Below are 16933 nucleotides of genomic sequence, written 5' to 3'. Positions count from 1 at the left end.
ACACCGTGGCGCCCCGGACCGGTGGGCGGACCCTGGTGACCACGGGTGGGGGCCTCGCCGGTCAGCCCGGTGCGCATGTGGCCGGCCATGGCGTGGCCGATGATCTTCTTGCCAGATGCAGCCCCGTGACCGTGGCCAGGTAGACGGATCCTTGCCAGGTCGGGATGCAGGGTGGTGTCACCGACCCGTGTCACCGCCGGCGCGTCGGCGGTGACGTTCCTGCGGAGCCTGTCCGGCCGGCCCGGGAGGTCCGCGGCCTGGATGGTGGTTCGGGCCTTCTTCCTGGGTTGACAAGGAGTCATGCCGTTTGCGGCCATGATCTTCCGGAGGCTCTAGCGCGCTGGCTTGGATTCCGTGGCGGGCGAGTTCGGCCCGGATGCGGCCGGTGGCCGCAGAATCTGCTCGGACTCGTCGAAGAACCGGGCGATGGTGGCGGCCGGGGTCCTGTCTTCTCCGGGCTGTTGCCGGCAAGGGTCGTTCGCGCCAGGCGTAGTAGCCGGATCTGGATACTTTCGCCCACCGGCGCATGGACCCGACGGGGTGGTTGCCTTCTTCGCTGCGGATGAATCCGTACTTGGCGTTCACCGGGACTCCTGGGCGAAGAAGACCGTCGCTTTTTCAGGAACTCGGCTTCCATTCGGGCTTCGCGGAGCTCGGCCTTCAACCGTCGTGGCCTCCGGCGTTCTCCTCGCTCGACGAGTTCTCCGTCCCGGGTTCTGGATGCTCTGTGCGCCATTCAGGCGCGGTGAAGGGAGCGTTGGGCACGTCGAGGCCCTCCAGACGGGTGTGTGAGAGCTCCCATCATCGGAAGGCCTCGACCCCTCTGCCCAGCCGCCACGCCGAAACCCCTACCTACACCCTCATCCGGGAAGAGCCATCAAACGGCGAAACTCAGGATTTCCCTTCAGGGGGCTCGTCTCGTTTCCCTGGGATCTCCCTGAGGGGCACGCTCATACGCGCCAAAGAGGCCTCATGAAACCGTCTCACCCCCTTGACACGGGTGCTCGGTCGGGTGTCTCGTTAAAAATGATGGATGCTTCTCCTTCATGCGAATACGACGCGTAGGGGCAAGAGTTTAGTTGTCGTCGTCGTGGTGCGCTGTTCGCAGGTCCATGACGGGGCTGACTGGGAAAGAAGATGGAAACTATAATGATTCGGTTCTATGGCTGTCATGGAACAGGATCGTTTCTGGTTTCGCGGGGTGGGAGGTGCTCGGAGTCGTGGTCGACGGTGTGTCCGGTGACGTGTGAGGCGGACGCGCCGAGGGTTTCTTCGGGGGTCTCGTGCTGAATGTTCGCGGTGTTGTTCCTGGCCGTGTTCCGGACGTGCTCGGCGGGGTTGTGGTCGGGCGCGTACGGCGGCAGGAAAACAGGGGTGATGCGCTCCAGCAGTTGACCCGGCTGGTGGAGGCCGGTCAACGCTTTCGCGTGGTGGGGGGCGGGCGTTGTCCGGGACGACCGCGATCTTCTCTGTCTCGGTTTCTCGTTGGAGCAGGTCCGGTGCGAGGATCGTCTGCTCGGTGTTCTGGTTCCCCTCGGTCGGATACGGCGTGACTGTTCTGCTGGTCGGGGGGAGGGCGCCGGAGAAGGACTGGGACGTCCTCTGCCGGTCCACGGACCGCTCTGGTGCGCTGTCCTCTGGGGGGCTGCATCCGGCGGGTCCAGGCCTCGTGCTCGGGGCGGGCCTCGTCTGTGGTGTGGGCCTTCCAGCCCTGGCCCGACAAGCTTTTGACTCGGGTCGTCGCCTCGGCCGCGCGTCTGGTGGTGGCCGGCTCGTCGCGGTGCTCGTCGAACGGGTCGGGCGGTTCGGGGCTCGGCCCGCACAGGGGCGGGAGCAGCCGGTGGGAGGGGTCCGACTGGTACCGGTCGTCGGACAGGATCTTCACGGCGTCACCGCAGGGCCGGGACGTCTCGGAACCCGGCGCGGGCACCCGTCCGGGAAGGCGGCCGGGCGAGAACAGCCTTGGGTTCTTGCTTCCGGGCGCGGGTGGGTTCCGCCGCGTCCTGGTTCCCGGCGTGCCCGGCCGGGACCCGGCGCATCCGCGTGGCCTGCCACTCGGCCGGCCGTTCCTGCACGGTCCTCTCCGTGCGCTCGACCGTCTCAGCGATGGTGCCCGCATCGACGCCTCGGGAGGTGTGCAGGACCGCTTCTGCTTTCATCCGCACCAGCACATGATTGTCGGAACGCTTCCTCCACCCGACCAGGACGGCGGTCTCCTGCGGGGCGACCCCGACCCGCACGCCCCCACCGCATCCGAAACGGCACAGGAAATCCACAAAAAACACGGTTCCGTTTCATGTCAGCCATACATGGAATCCTTGCTAAAAAGGAGGCTTATTAACAGGGGACCAGATCGCGATCATCGCCCCTGATCACAGCGTAATCCACAGGCGCTGTGAATAAACCTTCAGGATCGTGAAGCGAGACTTTGAGGGTTATTTAAAACTAGCTCGTTATCAAGGGAGAACCAAGATTGGATCTGACAAGGATTTTAATAAACCTCTTTGCATAAGTTTTTAGATCGAAAGGTTGCCAATGGCTAATTTTGTGGCATTAGCTGTTTGCTGTGCAATAGTTGGAGCTGCATTATTTTGCAGTGCTTTTTTTGCTTCGAGGGGAATTTTACCAAGAAATCGTTGGATTGGGATTAGATTAGGATTCACGCTTTCGAGTGATGTCGCATGGAGAATAGGGCATCGAGCAGCATTGAAATGGGGTGCTGTGGCTGTTATGGATGATGTTTGCTGCTTGACGGCAGGGTTAGTGCTTCTTCTCTATGATGGAGGGCCGCAAAGAGCTGTCTGGGGCCCGGGTGCGGCACTTGCCTCTAATGTGTTAATTTTTGTCCCATATCTCGTATCTGCGTACAAGGCGACGAGAGATGTCTCAACAATTGATAATCATTAGAAATTCACAGATAAGCTTGGTCAGTGGGATCATGGAGGCTTGTTCGCAGAACCCATGGAGGGTGCTTCGACCAGGAGCTGTGGTCGTGATTCAACCCCTGTGAATGAGTCTCATGGAATGAAGCCTTGCACAAGCCTCGCGGCTTCTGCGACTGCTGAGGGTGTGGCAGGAAGGCGGCGCCTCTGCATGGGCCCTGCGAACCAGGACCCGAAGGATTCTGCCTCTGTTTCACATGAGGGGAGCGGGTCATGACTGATTTCGTCGTGCTGACTGTCTGCTGCATGGTGCTCGGTGCCGTGGCGTTCTGCTGTGCTCTTCTCGCCTCGACCGGGGTGCTGCCGAGGAACGGGTGGGTCGAGACAAGGGCTCGGGCCCACCCCCGCGAGCGATGCCGCGTGGCGGGCCGGGCACAGGGCGGCGTTGAGATGGGGGATCGTCGCGGTCGTGGATGTGATGTCTGCTGCCTGACCGTGGGATTCGTGCTTCTTCTTGTGGATGATGGGGTCCGCAGGGCGATCTGGGGTCCGCGCACCGCGTTCGTGATCGATGTGTTGACCGCCTTCCCGTATGTGTTCTCCGCGTACAGGGCGGCGAGGGGCGTCGCAGCGGACCAGAAGCACGATGGTGCGACGAAGGCGGTGCCGAGGGTGTGATTCTTCCGCGGCCCGGCCCCGCGTCTGACGGCTCGCGCGGGCGCCCGCGCGTCCGGGCCCGTTTCGGTTCTGCGTGGTTCCACGGCAAGAACTCCACCGGAAACCATTTCGTCCGCAGAGGGTTGTTCACAGGAGGCTCGACGGAAGGGTAATCCTTGGTTGCGGGCTGATCCATGGGGCTGTGAATGGGTCTCACGGTCCGTCCCGGTTCCGAGCGATCTCGCGCGGAACAGACGGGACGCATCGACCGACTCGGCGGGCGATCCCATGCGGTGAACAGCCCCTGCGCCCCAGGCGGCTCCCGCCCGATCGGCCGACCGTCACCACCCGCTGCGCCGGTCCTTCGCTCGACAAGCCCTGACGAGGGCTGGTACCCGCCGCTGGCGCCGCCGGTCTCGGCAGCCGCGCCGGTCTCCCCGCTCGACAAGCCTTGATGAGCACCGTGCTTGACGAGCACCGTGCTGCACGGCCCCTGCTCCGGGTCTTTCCAGGGGGCCGTGCCCGTGGGCGCCGCCGGGCACGCGGATCGCCCCGGCGCGGACGGGCACACGCTGCCGGGCGACCGGCCCCGATGGTGGCTGTGCGCACTGATCCGGCGGCATGCGAGCGGTGTTCCGGCGGGGGCTGCGCCCGCGGCTCCCCGGCGTGAGAATTCAGGCATGCATAACCTGATTCAATGGTGAGAACGTAGTCTTTTCTCGGGGTTCTCCCCCGATTCCCTGAAATCACCCTGAGTGATGCGTTCATGCACGGCCTGGAGCTTCTTCGGGGCCGTTCGGAAGTCCTTGACAGTGGAACGCGTCGGGGTGTTCTGTGAAGTCACGGTGCTTCCACGGCTGCTGGCCGTCAGAGGCGGTCGTCGCCGAATGCCCGTGCGGAACCCGTGGCATCACCGGTGATGGAAGAAGATGAGATCGACATGATCGGATCGACATGATCGGTATGTCCGTTGCTGCTGAGATCCGGAACTCATGGGGCCGCCGGACAGGCGCGTCGTCCTTTGCGGTGCGATGTGATTCCCCTGTGTTGGGGGGTCGTGCGGTGGTGCTTACTGCAGGGGAGTCATCCCCGGTCTCCTAAGGAAGTGAGGGCGCCCATGCGTGTCAGTATCGTGGTTCCACCGGCGGCCAATCCTGACTGGCCGTCCATGGGTGCCGAGGTGATCGCTGCGGTGAGCCGTCGTGCCGGGCACGACACCACAGTGCACTATGCGCAACTCCTCCAGCCGAAGGGGGACTCGCTCGAGGAGTTCTCGATCTCGACGGCTGGGCTCTATTCTCCCACGTACTTCGGGCAGAGCGTGCCACAGTTCGCCCAGGAACTGGCTGCGGCTGTCCACGCTGATCTCAGGGTACTCAGACCCCAGCTCGGTGATGCTGGGATCGCTCCTCCTGATTACATGACGAAACGATACATCCGCGCCATGAATGCTGCTCGTGATGTGGTGCGGCGTGCCGTTGTTGAGATTCTCGACGACTCCCCGGATGTCGTCGGTTTCAGTATCACTCTCGACGTTCAGAAGATGCCGGCAGCGGCCATCGCAAGGGGTCTGCGCGAGAAGGGATTCTCCGGTCGTCTGGTGGCCGGCGGCTCAGCCATGGACGGCCGATCGCCATTGGCGTTCCTGCGAACATTCACCGAATTCGACGCCGTTCTGGTGGGCGAGGCCGATGAGTCCTGGGTGAGCTGTCTGGACCGGATCAACGCGGGCCGCACGGATCTTGCTGGCATCCCGGGCATCCTCTGCCGCAAGGGCTCAACTGTCCTCGTCGGCCCGCCGGAGAGGCCCCCGGAGGATCTCGACGGGTGCGCGACGCCGGACTATCGGGACTACATCCGGCAGTACGAGGCGAGCGAGTGGTCACAGGACGGTGGTTCCGTTCTCGTCCTCGAGTCCTCGAGAAGCTGCTGGTGGGGGGCCAGGAGCAGATGCACCTTCTGCGCGATCGACAGCAGGACGAGGCCATACCGTACGAAGTCCAGCGACCGAACCATCGCTGAGCTCCGCAAGCTCTGGGTCACCTACAGCCCACGGGTCGTGCTCTATACCGACTCGATATTCCCGTACTCCTACCGTGAGGATCATCTCGCCCGGCTCGCTGAGGACAGCCGGAGTGATTGCTGGAGTCTCTTCTATGAGACGAAGTCTACGGTCCCCCGACGGACCATCGCCCGCTTCGCCTGCGCGGGTGTACGGGAGGTTCAGCCCGGGATCGAGAGCTTCAGCACGAGGACGCTGAGACACATGCGCAAGGGCGCCACCGCGCTCCAGCAGGTCAACTTCCTCAAGTGGTGTTCGGCGTACGGCGTCCATGCCGGCTACGGACTCATCGCCGGGACGCCCGGTGAGACGGCGGAGGACCTCCGGCAGGTGCTGAGCGTCCTGCGGGCGATCGAGCATCTCGACGCCCCGGAGCAGCTGAACTGGTTGCTCCTGTTCCAGACGAGCGACTACTACGAACAGCGCGACTCGTACGGCTTCCAGGACGTGCAGCCGCTCGAGGCGGAACGGCTGGCCTATCAGGCTCCCGAATCTGTCCTCCAAGACCTCGTGTCCATGTACCGTTACACCCTTCCCTCCCATCGGGATCCGGAGTACCTCGCCGCATTCCGCGCGGTCGAGGAGTGGATCGCCGCTCATCATTCTTCTGCGCGGGCACCCTCGCTCACCGCTGACGACTGCGGGGACTGCATCCTCATCACCCGTCGCGCGCTCAACGGCGCGCAGTCCCTCACGGCCGTGGCGGACGCCGCGGAGCTCTTCCTGCTGCGCGAGTGCGCCGAGGTCCGCTCCCTTCCCGGCCTGATCCGAAACGGCCCCTACGACTCGGACGCCTTGCTGACCGCCGCCGAACGCCTCGTGACGGCCGGGCTCATGCTCGTCGACGGCACATGGATGCTCGCCCTGCCCATACCCGTGGATGCCGAGGCCTCCGTCGATGCGGCATGGCCCGCACACATCACTCAACCCAAGAGAAAAGAGGAGTGCCCATCATGACATCATCCCGGATGGTCGCCCATGAGAAGGAGATGATGACCTTCTCGGTCACCGACCAGTGCAATGTGAGATGCGCGCACTGCCTCGCCCTGTGCTCGCCGAAACAGACGACGATGCTCACCGCCGATGAGATGTACGAGAGCTATCTGTCGATCGCAGCGACGCGCCCCGTGAGAACGGTGGTCTTCACGGGAGGAGAACCGACCCTCCTCGGTGAGGAGCTCCTCGAGGCGATCGCCCGAATCAGCCTTGAGGGCCCGGTGACCCGCGTCGTGACGAACGCCTCATGGGCGACGGATGATGACGCCGCGAACGTCATGGTGCAGCAGCTGAGATCGGCCGGCCTCGCCGAGATCAACTTCAGCATGGATGACTACCACGCCTCGTGGATACCCCCGGAGAACGTCAGACGCGCCTTCGACGCCAGCCGAGGGCAGGGCTTCGAGGCGGTCGTCATCGCACTCGCCGAGGGACCGCGGAGCACCATCACCAGGGAATGGGTGCAGCACGAGATCGCCCCCGGAGTGCAGTTCGTCGACCAGCGGTCCTCCAGAGCGGGTGCCCATCCTCCTCGTTCGGCCGATGGGACCCTCTACGAGATCGCCCATCACGGGTACAGCCGGGTCGGGCGCGCTCGGGGATTCGGCGAGGAGGACATCGTGCCCGATGAGAGCATGCTCGCGCAGTACTGCTGCTGCGCTGAGATCCTCAGCCAACCGGTTGTCGATGCCCGCTTGGATGCCGGTATCTGCTGCGGGCTGAGCGTGAGGAACAACCGGGTGCTGCGCATCGGCTCCCTCCGTGAGTCGACATACGCTGAACTGGCTGACGCGGCTCAGCATGACGTCCTCATCCGTGCGCTCAGATTCCTGGGGCCCAAATATCTTCTCGACGTCGCGAGGAGCATCGATCCGCAGGTGCGCATGAGGCCGGCGTATGCAGGCATCTGCGAGGTGTGCGAGGACGTCACCGCCTCGCGGCGCGCACTCGCCGCCCTGGACACGGCGAAGGAGCGCATCGCTCTCGACGTCGCGCTGGCGGAGAGGATCCAGCAGGGCGACGATCACGATCATCAGGATTCCGGTCGTGACGCGGAGCCGAGGCCAGCTCATGCCGGGACATGATCCGCTCGAACGGCTCGGCCTGCATCTGGAGCGGGCCGGGTTGGCCGATCTGCTGTGCAGCTACACACCCGCTGCCCAGACGAGCGTCCTCACGGACTCGGTGATCCCGCCCAGCCTGCGACCACTTGTTGAGCTCTTCTGCCTGGGCCGTGAGGTGCCCGAGGCGGACCTGGACCCGGTGACCGTGCCGGCCCTCGAGGACCTGACGAACGCCGGGTTCGCGACGCGGAGTGGACCACGGCCGACATGGTCGATCCGTGATCTCGTGCTCCAGCGGGTCCACGGGCTGTGGCTCCTGGCCGGCAGGCCGTCGGCTCAGCGGACCCTGTACTTCGGAGCGGACTCCCTGGCGCTGGCTGATCGGATCCCCCTCGTCGGGGGCTCTGCCCTAGACCTGTGCTCGGGGCCTGGTTTTCAGTCCCTCTGGCTCGCCGCCCGTGGCATGCGGGTGACCGGATGCGAGATCGACGAGCGGGCCGTTCTGCTCTCCGGCGTGAACACCAGGTTGAATGGCGTGGCCGACCGGGTCCACCTCCTCCGCTCCGACCTCTGTGCGGAGCTTCCGGAGGGGAGCTTCGACGTCGTCGTGGCGAATCCGCCGATGGTCGCCGTCCCGGCCGGAATACCGTATCCCTTCGTCGGGGACGGCGGCCCGGACGGATTCGGAGTGATCCTCCGCATCATCGAGGAACTGCCCGGGCGTCTTGCGCCCCGAGGGGCCGCCTACACCCTCGGGGTCGCCGCTGCCGGCGATGAGCTCCCGCTCGCACTGGGCGCATTGCGGTCCGAGGCCCGCCGGCTCGGTCTGCGGATCAGGCTCACAGTGACCTCCGAACACGATGCAGGATCCGGCAGCACCTGGGACAGGGCCATTGCCGCCACATCACTCAGTTTCGAGGGCTCGGCGGTCACTCAGTCCTCTCTCGAGGAACGGACCAGCAAGGTTGTCCAAGGCTACGCGGATCTGGGAGTCCACAGGGTGGTTTTCTTCTTCATGACGGTTGCCGAGGAACAGCACGGATCTGTCGGGGTTCTCGATGTCCGATCCGAGCATCCTCAGAATCATCAAGGTTGGTATGTCGCGTGACTGGGCGCGAGTTAGAGAATATGAGGAGCAGCAAGATGAACGGAATCTCGATCACGACGTGGGTGATATTTTTAGCCAATATTGTGACGCCGGTGTCAGTCGCTGCGACGAGTCGGTTCCAGAGCCGTCCGAAGGTCGAACCCACGCACTGGGCCGGAATTCGGGTCGGGGCGACGATGAAATCATCCGAGGCGTGGCGGGCGGCGCACCCGGCGGCCTTCCGTTGGTCGAGACTCGATGTCATCGGTGTCTGCGGCGCCGTCCTGATCTGCCTGCTCCTCCTCCCGGCGCGGTGGCTCGTCCTGGCGGAGTGCGTTGTCTTCGCCTGCTGCCTCGCCTCGCTCGGACTCAACACATGGCACGCCGTCACGGCGGCCGAGAAAGTTCTTTCGTGGGATTATGAGCACCTCCGTGGAAGGGGTCGAAATGAAAAGATGTGAGGGGGCAAGGCGATGACCGGTATTTCGAGTACCGGATGGATAATGTTCATGCTCGATATGGTGTTGCCGGTGGCGGCTGTCCTGACTTATTATGCTCAGAGTCGTCCCAAGGCCAAACCCAATCGTTGGGCCGGTATCAGGATCAGGGTCGTGGCGAGTTCGCCGGAGGTGTGGCGGGCGGTGCACCGGGAGGCCTTCCGGTGGGAGAGGGTGAACTTCGTCTGCTTCTGCGGGGCAGCGGTGATCTGCCTGCTCACGCTCAGGTCGTGGCATCTGGTGCTCGCCGAGAGCATTCTCTATTGCGGCTATCTCATCCCGTTCGGGTTCAACGTCCGGCATGCCTGCACGGTGGCGAGAAGAATGGTCGATTCCCAGAGTCGCCGTGAGGATGGGGCCCGACCCATGATGGTTGCCGAGGGCGGGTTCGCCGGCTGCGGGGGCGTACGAGTGGGTGCCTCGCGTCGTGTCCGAGGTGCCGATGGATGGCGTCCTGATCGGACGGGGTGCTCTTGGTCAGGGCTTCGCGATCGGGTCATGCAGGAGTTGACAGGGATGAGGAGGTAATGCGATGTCTGACGTCACGTCCACTGGATGGATCATGTTTGCGGCGAACATCATTCTTCCGGTAGCGGTCTTTCTGTCCTACTATTTTCAGGTGAGGCCCGGCGGTAGGCCCAATCGTTGGGCCGGTATCAGGATCAGGGTGGTGGCGAGTTCGCCGGAGGTGTGGCGGGCGGCGCACCGGGCGGCCTTCCGGTGGGAGAGGGTGAACGTCATCTGCGTCTGCGGGGCGGCGGTGATCTGCCTGCTCACGCTCAGGTCGTGGCATCTGGTGCTCGCCGAGTGCATCATCTTCGGCGGCTATGTCATCTCGTTCCTGCTCAACTTCTGGCACACCAGCACGATGGCTGGGAAAATGGCTCACTCCCAGCGCCGGCATGACGAGGATCGCGGCTCATGACAGGCGTCCTGACCGGCTGGCGTGCTCGTGGTCAGGGCCTTGTACACATGACGCGGTGCATCACGTGCCTGTCCGTGATGACTGCGATGGTCGTCCTCTCGTCCTTCCCGGTTCCTGCGTCGGCTGATGCGGGTGGCGCTGATGCAACGCCCCGGGGCGCTGCCCCGAGTCCGTTCGACTGGGGCCCGTGCTCCTCGGATCGGGGTGATCAGAGCGTCGAGTGCGCGGTCGTCACTGTTCCCCTGAACCACTCGGATCCTTCGGTTGGGGGTACTGCGGTGAGGGTGGGGAGGATTCCCGCGACTGGTGGCAACGCCAGGGGGACGATCTTCTACAACCCTGGTGGCCCCGGCCTCTCCCCGATCGATGGTCTGGCGTCCTTCGCGGCCAGGCTGAGCCCGCAACTCAGAAATGACCACGACATCATCGGCGTCGACCCCCGTGGCGTCGGCGGCTCGGAGGGCATTCCCTGCGGGGCCATGACCACGGAGCCCCCGTCGACCTCCTACAGCGTCCTCCCCGCGAACGCCGAGCAGCTGGCGGAGCAGTTCGACGCCCTCGACCCGTGGCTGCGGGGGACCTGCGATTCCGACTCGCCCCTTCTCAAGCATGCCGGGAGTGTCGACGCGGCACGCGACATCGAGCAGGTGAGATGTCTTCTCGGGGTCGACCGGATCGACTACTACGGCATCTCGTACGGAGCCGTCATCGGCGCCGCGTACAGCCGGCTCTTCCCGGCGCATCTGCGCACCCTGACCCTCGACAGCCCGGACGACCCGAACGCCTGGTTCGGTGCGGGCCAGCCCGACCCCCTGTGGGCCCGGCTCGGCACGGCGGAGTACAGCGGGAAGACCCTGGAGGACCTGTTCAGCGCCTGCGAGTCGGCGGGCAGCCGTTGCCAGTGGGCACCGATGATCCGATCCGACTACGAGCGCGTGACCAGGGCACTGCGGACGGAGGGGCTCACGGTCCCGGGAACGGGGAGCTTCGACGCCTCGGCGTTCCAGAGCACGGTCGTCAGCGCGCTGTACCGGTTCAACCAGAACGGCCGCGATGACTACGAGACGCTGCTCGGTCTCATCCATGCCTTGGCCCAGGTCGCCGACGGCACGGCGCCGGATGGGGAACCCGCATCAGGCGATTCTGTGATCGGTCCGCAGACTCGCGCCGGGTCAGGGGCGCCATCGCAGGACACGACGGTCTCCCGGATGCTCACCGTGGACGCGGTGATGTGCGCCGACGCCCATGAGCCGCCGCAGCGGGAGGCATGGTTCATGAGCGCCGCGGCCGCCGAGGCGGACAGCCCGGGATTCGGTTACTACTGGATCTCCCAGGACTCTATCTGCAACGGCTGGCCCGCCACCGGGAACCTCGAGGATTCTGTCGGCATTCCGGACTACGGCACGATCGACGTGCCCTTCCTCGTCCTGAGCAACGCCCATGATCCTGTCGTCGGGGAATGGGGCGCCGACCGGGTGAAGGGCCTCGGCCCCCGCGGCGCGGCGGTCGTCGTCGCCGACGGCTGGGGGCACGGGGTGCTGCGGGGATCGTCGTGCGCGGCCGCGCAGTTCTCCGAGTACGTCGCCTCCGGCGCCCCTCCCCGGCCATCGGCCGGGTGCGGCAGTGACGCGCCGCTCTTCGCCGGGTGAGCTCTCGCTCAATGCCGGCGCTGACAACAGCTGAAAGGAGGTCGGAATCTGCGGATCACGGAGTGCCTTTCGCCGTCGGTGAGGGGTACGAGAACTTCTTCACAGAGAGGAACACCACCATGACCACCACCATTGAACCGATCACCACCTCGGTTCCGACGCGACCGCTGGATCGCGTCCTCGAGCTGGAGCGGTTGCTCGACGAGGACGAGATGTTCAAGAAGCAGTTCGCCTCGGACCCGTCCGGGGCCGTCGTCGCCCGCTCGCTCGACGTGGAGCTGCCCGTCGAGGCGGGGCCCGCGACGCTGTCCGAGCTGCTCCGGGCCGTCCCGGCCGCCTCGGCGTCCTCGAGCATCGAGACCGTGCGGACGCTGCTCGACGACTCCGCCCCGAGGCAGCCGGCGGCATTCTGGGGCGCGAACACGAACGGTGCGGCGAACGCCGAGGTCGTCGCCAATGGCGTCGTCTACCATGAGGCCGCGGTCTACTCGATGGGAGGCGCCGTCGTCGTTGTTGTTGCCGGTGCCGCTTTCACTCTGACCGGTAATCCATCCGAGCCCTCGGAGAGCACTCCGCATGCCCTGCGGCTGCAGTTCGACGAGAGCGTCGACCCCGGCCTCATCTCCGGCCTTCAGGAGGGATTCGACCTCAGCCCGGCGAGGCTGCGGGCCCTGCTGCGGCGCGGCGTTCTCGAGGGGGAGACCGAGCGGTCGGAGTTCACCGAGGACGGCTACGAGCACAAGGTCGTCGAGTTCGAGGCGGACGGCACCCGCCTGCGTGTCGAGTCGAAGGTGGGCATCGACGACATCATCGTTCTGGACGCCGAGGCCGTCGCCGCCTGATCGCATCAACACCGGGGTGGCCTCCCGGATCGCCGGGAGGCCACACCCCGACCGAGGGGGACAGCCGAGATGGCTCATCGCGCCAACCCGCCGGCAACGGTGAACGCGGGCAGGGCGATCAGGCTCTGCTTCCGGGTGTCACCGCCGGGATCGTCCGCGGTCTGCGCCTGCTACGTCCTGCTGGCCCTCGTGCCGACCCTCAACGTTCTGCTGCTCGCCGTCGCCGTGAGCGCCGTCGCCAACGCCGTCTCCGCCTCGGGCCCCGCGACGGGGGCGGGCGTGATGATCTCGGTCGCCCTGCTGATCGGTCTGGCGTTCCTGTCGTATCTGCTCACCGTGCTGCGGGACCACGCCTCCGGGCTGGTGCGGCTCCGCGTCACCCGCACGGTGACCGAGGACATCGTGCGCAAGACCGAACGGCTCGACCTGGCGAGCTTCCAGGAGACGGACACCTACGACCGGATCGATCGCGCGTCCCGCGACGGCGGTCAGCGCGCGTACCAGCTGTTCACGGACTTCGTCTCGGCCATGACGGGGGTGCTGTCGCTGGTCGGCACGGCCGTGCTGCTCTTCTCGTGGAGCCCGATGGTCGCCGTGACCGTCATCGTCAGCCCCGCGCCGGGCATCGTCGCCAGCGCGCTGTACGGACGGGTCGCCTGGCGCATCGAGCACGAGCGCACCGCACTGCGCCGGCGGGTCTCCTACCTCTCCGGCCTGTTCACCACGGAGTCCACGTTCCGGGAGATCCGCGGGCTGGGCTGCTCCAGGGCCCTGGTGGGCCGGATCGTCGGGCTCGACGACGAGATGGAGAGCACCGACACCCGCCTCCTCAACCGTCGGACGCTCGTCGCGGGCGGGCTGGGCTCGCTGTCGGTCGTGGCGACGGGATGGGCCATCTTCATGGCCGCCCAGGGGGCCATCGCGTCCGGTGAGGTCGGCCGGTTCGCCGGCTTCCTCGCCGCGATCACGACGGTCCAGTCGGGGGCGCAGGGGCTCTTCTCGAAGCTGGGGTCGATCTACGAGGGCGGGCTCTTCTTCGGCGAGCTCGTCGACTTCCTGAACGGTCCGGAGCGCGACGCCGCACCGGTCGTTCCCCGGCCGCGGGACACGGCGGTCGATCTCGACGGCGTGAGCTTCCGCTACCCGGGCTCCGACCGCTGCGTCCTCCACGACGTGGACGTCCACCTGCCCGCCGGCGCGCACGTGGTCGTCGTGGGCCCGAACGGCTCCGGCAAGTCGACCATCGGGAAACTCATCGCCGGGTACTACGCCCCGACCGAGGGGCGGGTCCGCGTGGGCGGCGTCGATGCGAGCCTGCTGGCCGATGCGCCGGCGCGATCGAGGGTCGCAGTCCTCCAGCAGGACTTCGTGCGCTTCGACCTCACCCTTCGCGAGAACGTGGCCCTCGGCGATGTCAGTCGCCTGTCGGGCTCCGACGACGAGATCGTGCGCGCGCTGGAGCGGGTCGGGCTCGGCGAATGGCTGAGGGGTCTGCCCGCCGGCCTCGACACGGTCCTCGGCAACGCCTTCGGCGGCGCCGCGCAGCTGTCGGGCGGGCAGTGGCAGCGGATCGGACTGGCCCGCGCCCTGTTCAGCGATGCCGACGTCATGGTCCTGGACGAACCCGCCGCAGCCCTCGACTCGCTCGGGGAGAAGCGGGTCATCGAGGGCGTCCTCGCGGACCGCGCGGGGAGGACGACGATCGTCGTCGCGCACCGGCTGTCGACGGCGCGCCAGGCCGATCTGATCGTCTGCTGCCTCGACGGCCGCATCGCCGACGTCGGACGGCATGCGGAGCTTCTCGCGAGACGAGGGGTCTACGCCCAGATGTTCGCTCTTCAGGCCGCCGGCCTTCGCGGGGGACCTCGCGGGGCCCCGCCGGAGGGGCCGACTCGTGGAGCGCCGCTCGGCCCGGGCGCCGGTCGATCCGGCGCGCCTGGCCGCCCCGATCCCTCCCGCGCGGTCGTCGGGGTCCCGGGCACGGACGGCGCGAGTGCGGACGGGGGACGGTGGGGCGCGGCGCGGCGCGCGCAGCAGACCACCGAACCGGGAAGCTTATTCACAGCACGACAGGATAGAGGCCTGACAAGGAGAAACCCTCCTGCTGACGACCCCTGTGAACAAGCCTCCAAGAATCAATGAACCGAGGAAGTGACACCATGTCAGGAATTCCAGTCATCGCATGGGTGATGTTCGCGGCCGATGTCGTCGTCCCGGTGACGGCCACGGCCATCATCTCCCGGAGGAGCCGGGCGCTGGCCGAGGCGGCCCGGTCGTCCCGGGCGGCCGGGGGGCCGGCGAACTCCCTGGCGCCTTCTCGGGCGGGGTACGCGACGGCTCTGTGGCTCATCCGTTTCGATCTTGTCGGCATCAGCGGCGTCGCCCTCGTCTGCCTGATCGTCCTCCGGTCCCGGCCCTCTGATCTCGTCCTCGTCGAGAGCGTCCTCTTCGGCTGCTGCCTCGTCTCCCTGGGGCTCAACGCCGTGTTCTCCCGGTCCGCGGCCAAGCGGGCTGCCGAGGAGGAGGCGCGGGAGAACCGCTCCACGCGCCACGGGACCTGATCGTCCCCGACGGGTCGGCCCTGTCCGTGCCTGCTGGCATGATGGGCCCTGGCCGGTGGACGGTGTCGGCAGGCAGCGCTGACCGGTGCGGCCGCGGCCGGCGGGTGGCGTCGGCGAATGGCGGAGCCGAGGGGAGGGCCATCATGACGGGAAGCACATCCGACGCCGCGCCTGCGGGCGTCGGACGATCAGACACCGGGCAGACGGGCCCCGGGCAGTCCGGGGCCGTCCCCGAGCCTGACGCACCCTCCGCGCCCGACCCCCTCACCGGCGTGTGGGCCGACCTCGTCGGCCAGCGCGACGCCGTCACCGCCCTGCGCCGGGCCGTCGCCGGCGGCGCCCACGCCATGACGCACGCCTGGCTCGTCACGGGCCCGCCAGGCTCCGGGCGCTCCAACGCGGCCCGCGCCTTCGCCGCCGCGCTCCAGTGCCCCTCGGGGGGCTGCGGCCGCTGCCGCGACTGCCGCTCGGCCTTGTCGGGCGCCCACCCCGATGTCACGCTCGTGCGCACCGAGAAGCTGTCCATCGGTGTCGACGAGGTGCGCGAGCTCGTCCGCAAGGGCGCCATGAGCCCCACCCTGGGCCGCTACCAGGTGCTCGTCGTCGAGGACGCCGACCGCATCACCGTCCAGGGCGCCGATGCGCTGCTCAAGAGCATCGAGGAGCCCCCCGCACGCACCGTGTGGGTGCTGTGCGCGCCCACCGCCGACGACGTCATCGTCACCATCCGCTCGCGCTGCCGCCGGGTCGGCATGCGCACCCCCGGCGACGCCGACGTCGTGCGCCTGCTCGTCGAGCGCGACGGGGTCGACCCCGCCATGGCCGAGTCCGCGGCCCGCGCCGCCCAGGGGCACATCGGCCGGGCCAAGGCGCTGGCCCGCAGCGAGGAGGCCCGCGTCGCCCGCGGCGCGGTGCTCCGGGTGCCCGCCCGGCTCACCGATCTCGGCGCCGCGCTGTCGATCGCCGCCGAGCTCGTCGACGGCGCCGCCGCCGAGGCCCGGAAGGTCACCGACGAGCTCGACGATCGCGAGAAGAAGGAGCTCCAGGAGGCCCTCGGCTACGGGGCCAGGGGCGCCCGACCGCGGAACGCGGCGGCCGCCCTCAGGTCGCTCGCCGACCAGCAGGCCGCCCGCGCCAAGCGTCTGCGCCGTGACGCCCTCGACCGCAGCCTCACCGAGCTCACCACGTGGTACCGCGACGTCCTGGCGGTCCAGACCGGCGCCGTCGACCCCGGGCAGGTCCCGCCGTCGTCCGCCGGCGGTTCCGCGCCGGAGCCCCGTCTCATCAACGTCGACATGCACGAGAAGGTGCGGGCGGCCGCCGCGGCCTCGACGCCCGAGCGCACGCTCGCCTGCATCGACGCGATCCTGGCCTGCCGCGAGGCCCTGGAGCACAACGTCGGCGAGGTGCTCGCCGTCGAGGCCATGCTGGTCCGGCTCGTCGGCGCGGCCCGCTGAGCGGGGCGACGCGCCCGCCGCCCCGGGCCGGGCGACCCGATCCGCCCCCGCCGGGCGTGTTGAAGCGGCTCGTCCCGCGACGGCTCCACGACAATGACGTGTGTATGTCCAGCGCCCTGATGGGCGCAGCGCATCGAGCAGCGGAGAGGACCAGCCTGTGAGCGACCAGAACGAGGGCCTGTACGACAGTGTGAGCACGCCCGCCGACCAGCCCGTGCAGACTTCCGGCGTCCCGTCCCGGGCGGGCGCATCCG

At 67.2% G+C, this 16933-nt stretch carries 16 protein-coding genes; 12 read left to right on the top strand and 4 right to left on the bottom strand.

Annotation, left to right across the window (positions count from 1 at the left end; genetic code table 11):
• The 3 genes from K336_RS19420 to K336_RS0111485 all read right to left on the bottom strand — a co-directional run.
• On the bottom strand, positions 1-317 hold a 317-nt coding region (locus K336_RS19420; protein ID WP_211223501.1), incomplete at its 3' end, for a hypothetical protein.
• Between the two features lie 852 nt (positions 318-1169).
• Positions 1170-1418 (bottom strand): hypothetical protein, encoded by a 249-nt coding sequence (locus K336_RS18730; RefSeq protein WP_155945094.1) that lies wholly within the window; start codon positions 1416-1418, stop codon positions 1170-1172.
• Between the two features lie 471 nt (positions 1419-1889).
• Entirely contained in the window at positions 1890-2285 is a 396-nt protein-coding gene (locus tag K336_RS0111485; RefSeq protein ID WP_051245742.1) for a hypothetical protein, read from the bottom strand.
• A gap of 250 nt (positions 2286-2535) precedes the next feature.
• On the opposite strand from K336_RS0111485, the gene K336_RS20230 reads away from it, so the two are divergent.
• The 6 genes from K336_RS20230 (at position 2536) to K336_RS0111460 (ending at position 9209) form a co-directional block, all read left to right on the top strand.
• Positions 2536-2907: an SdpI family protein gene (locus K336_RS20230; RefSeq protein ID WP_081660811.1), complete on the top strand. Its 372-nt coding sequence runs from the start codon at positions 2536-2538 to the stop codon at positions 2905-2907.
• A 248-nt stretch (positions 2908-3155) separates the two neighbouring features.
• Entirely contained in the window at positions 3156-3560 is a 405-nt protein-coding gene (locus K336_RS0111480; protein ID WP_028707101.1) for a hypothetical protein, read from the top strand.
• Positions 3561-4656: 1096 nt separating this feature from the next.
• Positions 4657-6558, top strand: a complete 1902-nt coding sequence (locus K336_RS0111475; RefSeq protein WP_081660810.1) for a RiPP maturation radical SAM C-methyltransferase — start codon at positions 4657-4659, stop codon at positions 6556-6558.
• Entirely contained in the window at positions 6555-7682 is a 1128-nt protein-coding gene (locus K336_RS0111470; protein WP_162142614.1) for a radical SAM protein, read from the top strand. The genes K336_RS0111475 and K336_RS0111470 overlap by 4 nt, the downstream gene beginning before the upstream one ends.
• Before the next feature lie 40 nt (positions 7683-7722).
• Positions 7723-8769, top strand: coding sequence for a methyltransferase (locus K336_RS17190; RefSeq protein WP_162142613.1), 1047 nt, complete (start codon positions 7723-7725; stop codon positions 8767-8769).
• 35 nt (positions 8770-8804) lie between these two features.
• Entirely contained in the window at positions 8805-9209 is a 405-nt protein-coding gene (locus K336_RS0111460) for an SdpI family protein (protein WP_028707098.1), read from the top strand.
• A 95-nt stretch (positions 9210-9304) separates the two neighbouring features.
• Here K336_RS0111460 and K336_RS19795 read toward each other — a convergent pair whose 3' ends face one another.
• Entirely contained in the window at positions 9305-9466 is a 162-nt protein-coding gene (locus K336_RS19795; protein WP_233418763.1) for a hypothetical protein, read from the bottom strand.
• Between the two features lie 311 nt (positions 9467-9777).
• Here K336_RS19795 and K336_RS0111450 point away from each other — a divergent pair, with 311 nt between their 5' ends.
• The 6 genes from K336_RS0111450 to K336_RS0111425 all read left to right on the top strand — a co-directional run bounded on the left by K336_RS0111450 (position 9778) and on the right by K336_RS0111425 (position 16679).
• The gene (locus K336_RS0111450) at positions 9778-10170 is read left to right on the top strand and encodes an SdpI family protein (protein WP_028707096.1); all 393 of its coding nucleotides are present in this window, start codon (positions 9778-9780) and stop codon (positions 10168-10170) included.
• Between the two features lie 284 nt (positions 10171-10454).
• Positions 10455-11819 (top strand): alpha/beta fold hydrolase, encoded by a 1365-nt coding sequence (locus K336_RS0111445; RefSeq protein ID WP_162142612.1) that lies wholly within the window; start codon positions 10455-10457, stop codon positions 11817-11819.
• A 119-nt stretch (positions 11820-11938) separates the two neighbouring features.
• Positions 11939-12661, top strand: a complete 723-nt coding sequence (locus K336_RS0111440; protein WP_155945091.1) for a hypothetical protein — start codon at positions 11939-11941, stop codon at positions 12659-12661.
• Between the two features lie 69 nt (positions 12662-12730).
• Positions 12731-14803 (top strand): ABC transporter ATP-binding protein, encoded by a 2073-nt coding sequence (locus K336_RS0111435; RefSeq protein WP_155945090.1) that lies wholly within the window; start codon positions 12731-12733, stop codon positions 14801-14803.
• A gap of 17 nt (positions 14804-14820) precedes the next feature.
• Complete coding sequence (locus tag K336_RS0111430) at positions 14821-15222, top strand: hypothetical protein (protein WP_155945089.1); 402 nt, start codon at positions 14821-14823, stop codon at positions 15220-15222.
• Between the two features lie 143 nt (positions 15223-15365).
• Entirely contained in the window at positions 15366-16679 is a 1314-nt protein-coding gene (locus K336_RS0111425) for a DNA polymerase III subunit delta' (RefSeq protein ID WP_081660806.1), read from the top strand.
• Positions 16680-16933: the final 254 nt, after the last annotated feature.

Origin of the sequence: Propionibacterium acidifaciens DSM 21887 (assembly GCF_000426605.1) — a bacterium.
Classification (GTDB): Bacteria; Actinomycetota; Actinomycetes; order Propionibacteriales; family Propionibacteriaceae; genus Propionibacterium; species Propionibacterium acidifaciens.
This window is presented reverse-complemented; position numbering and strand designations above follow the sequence as displayed.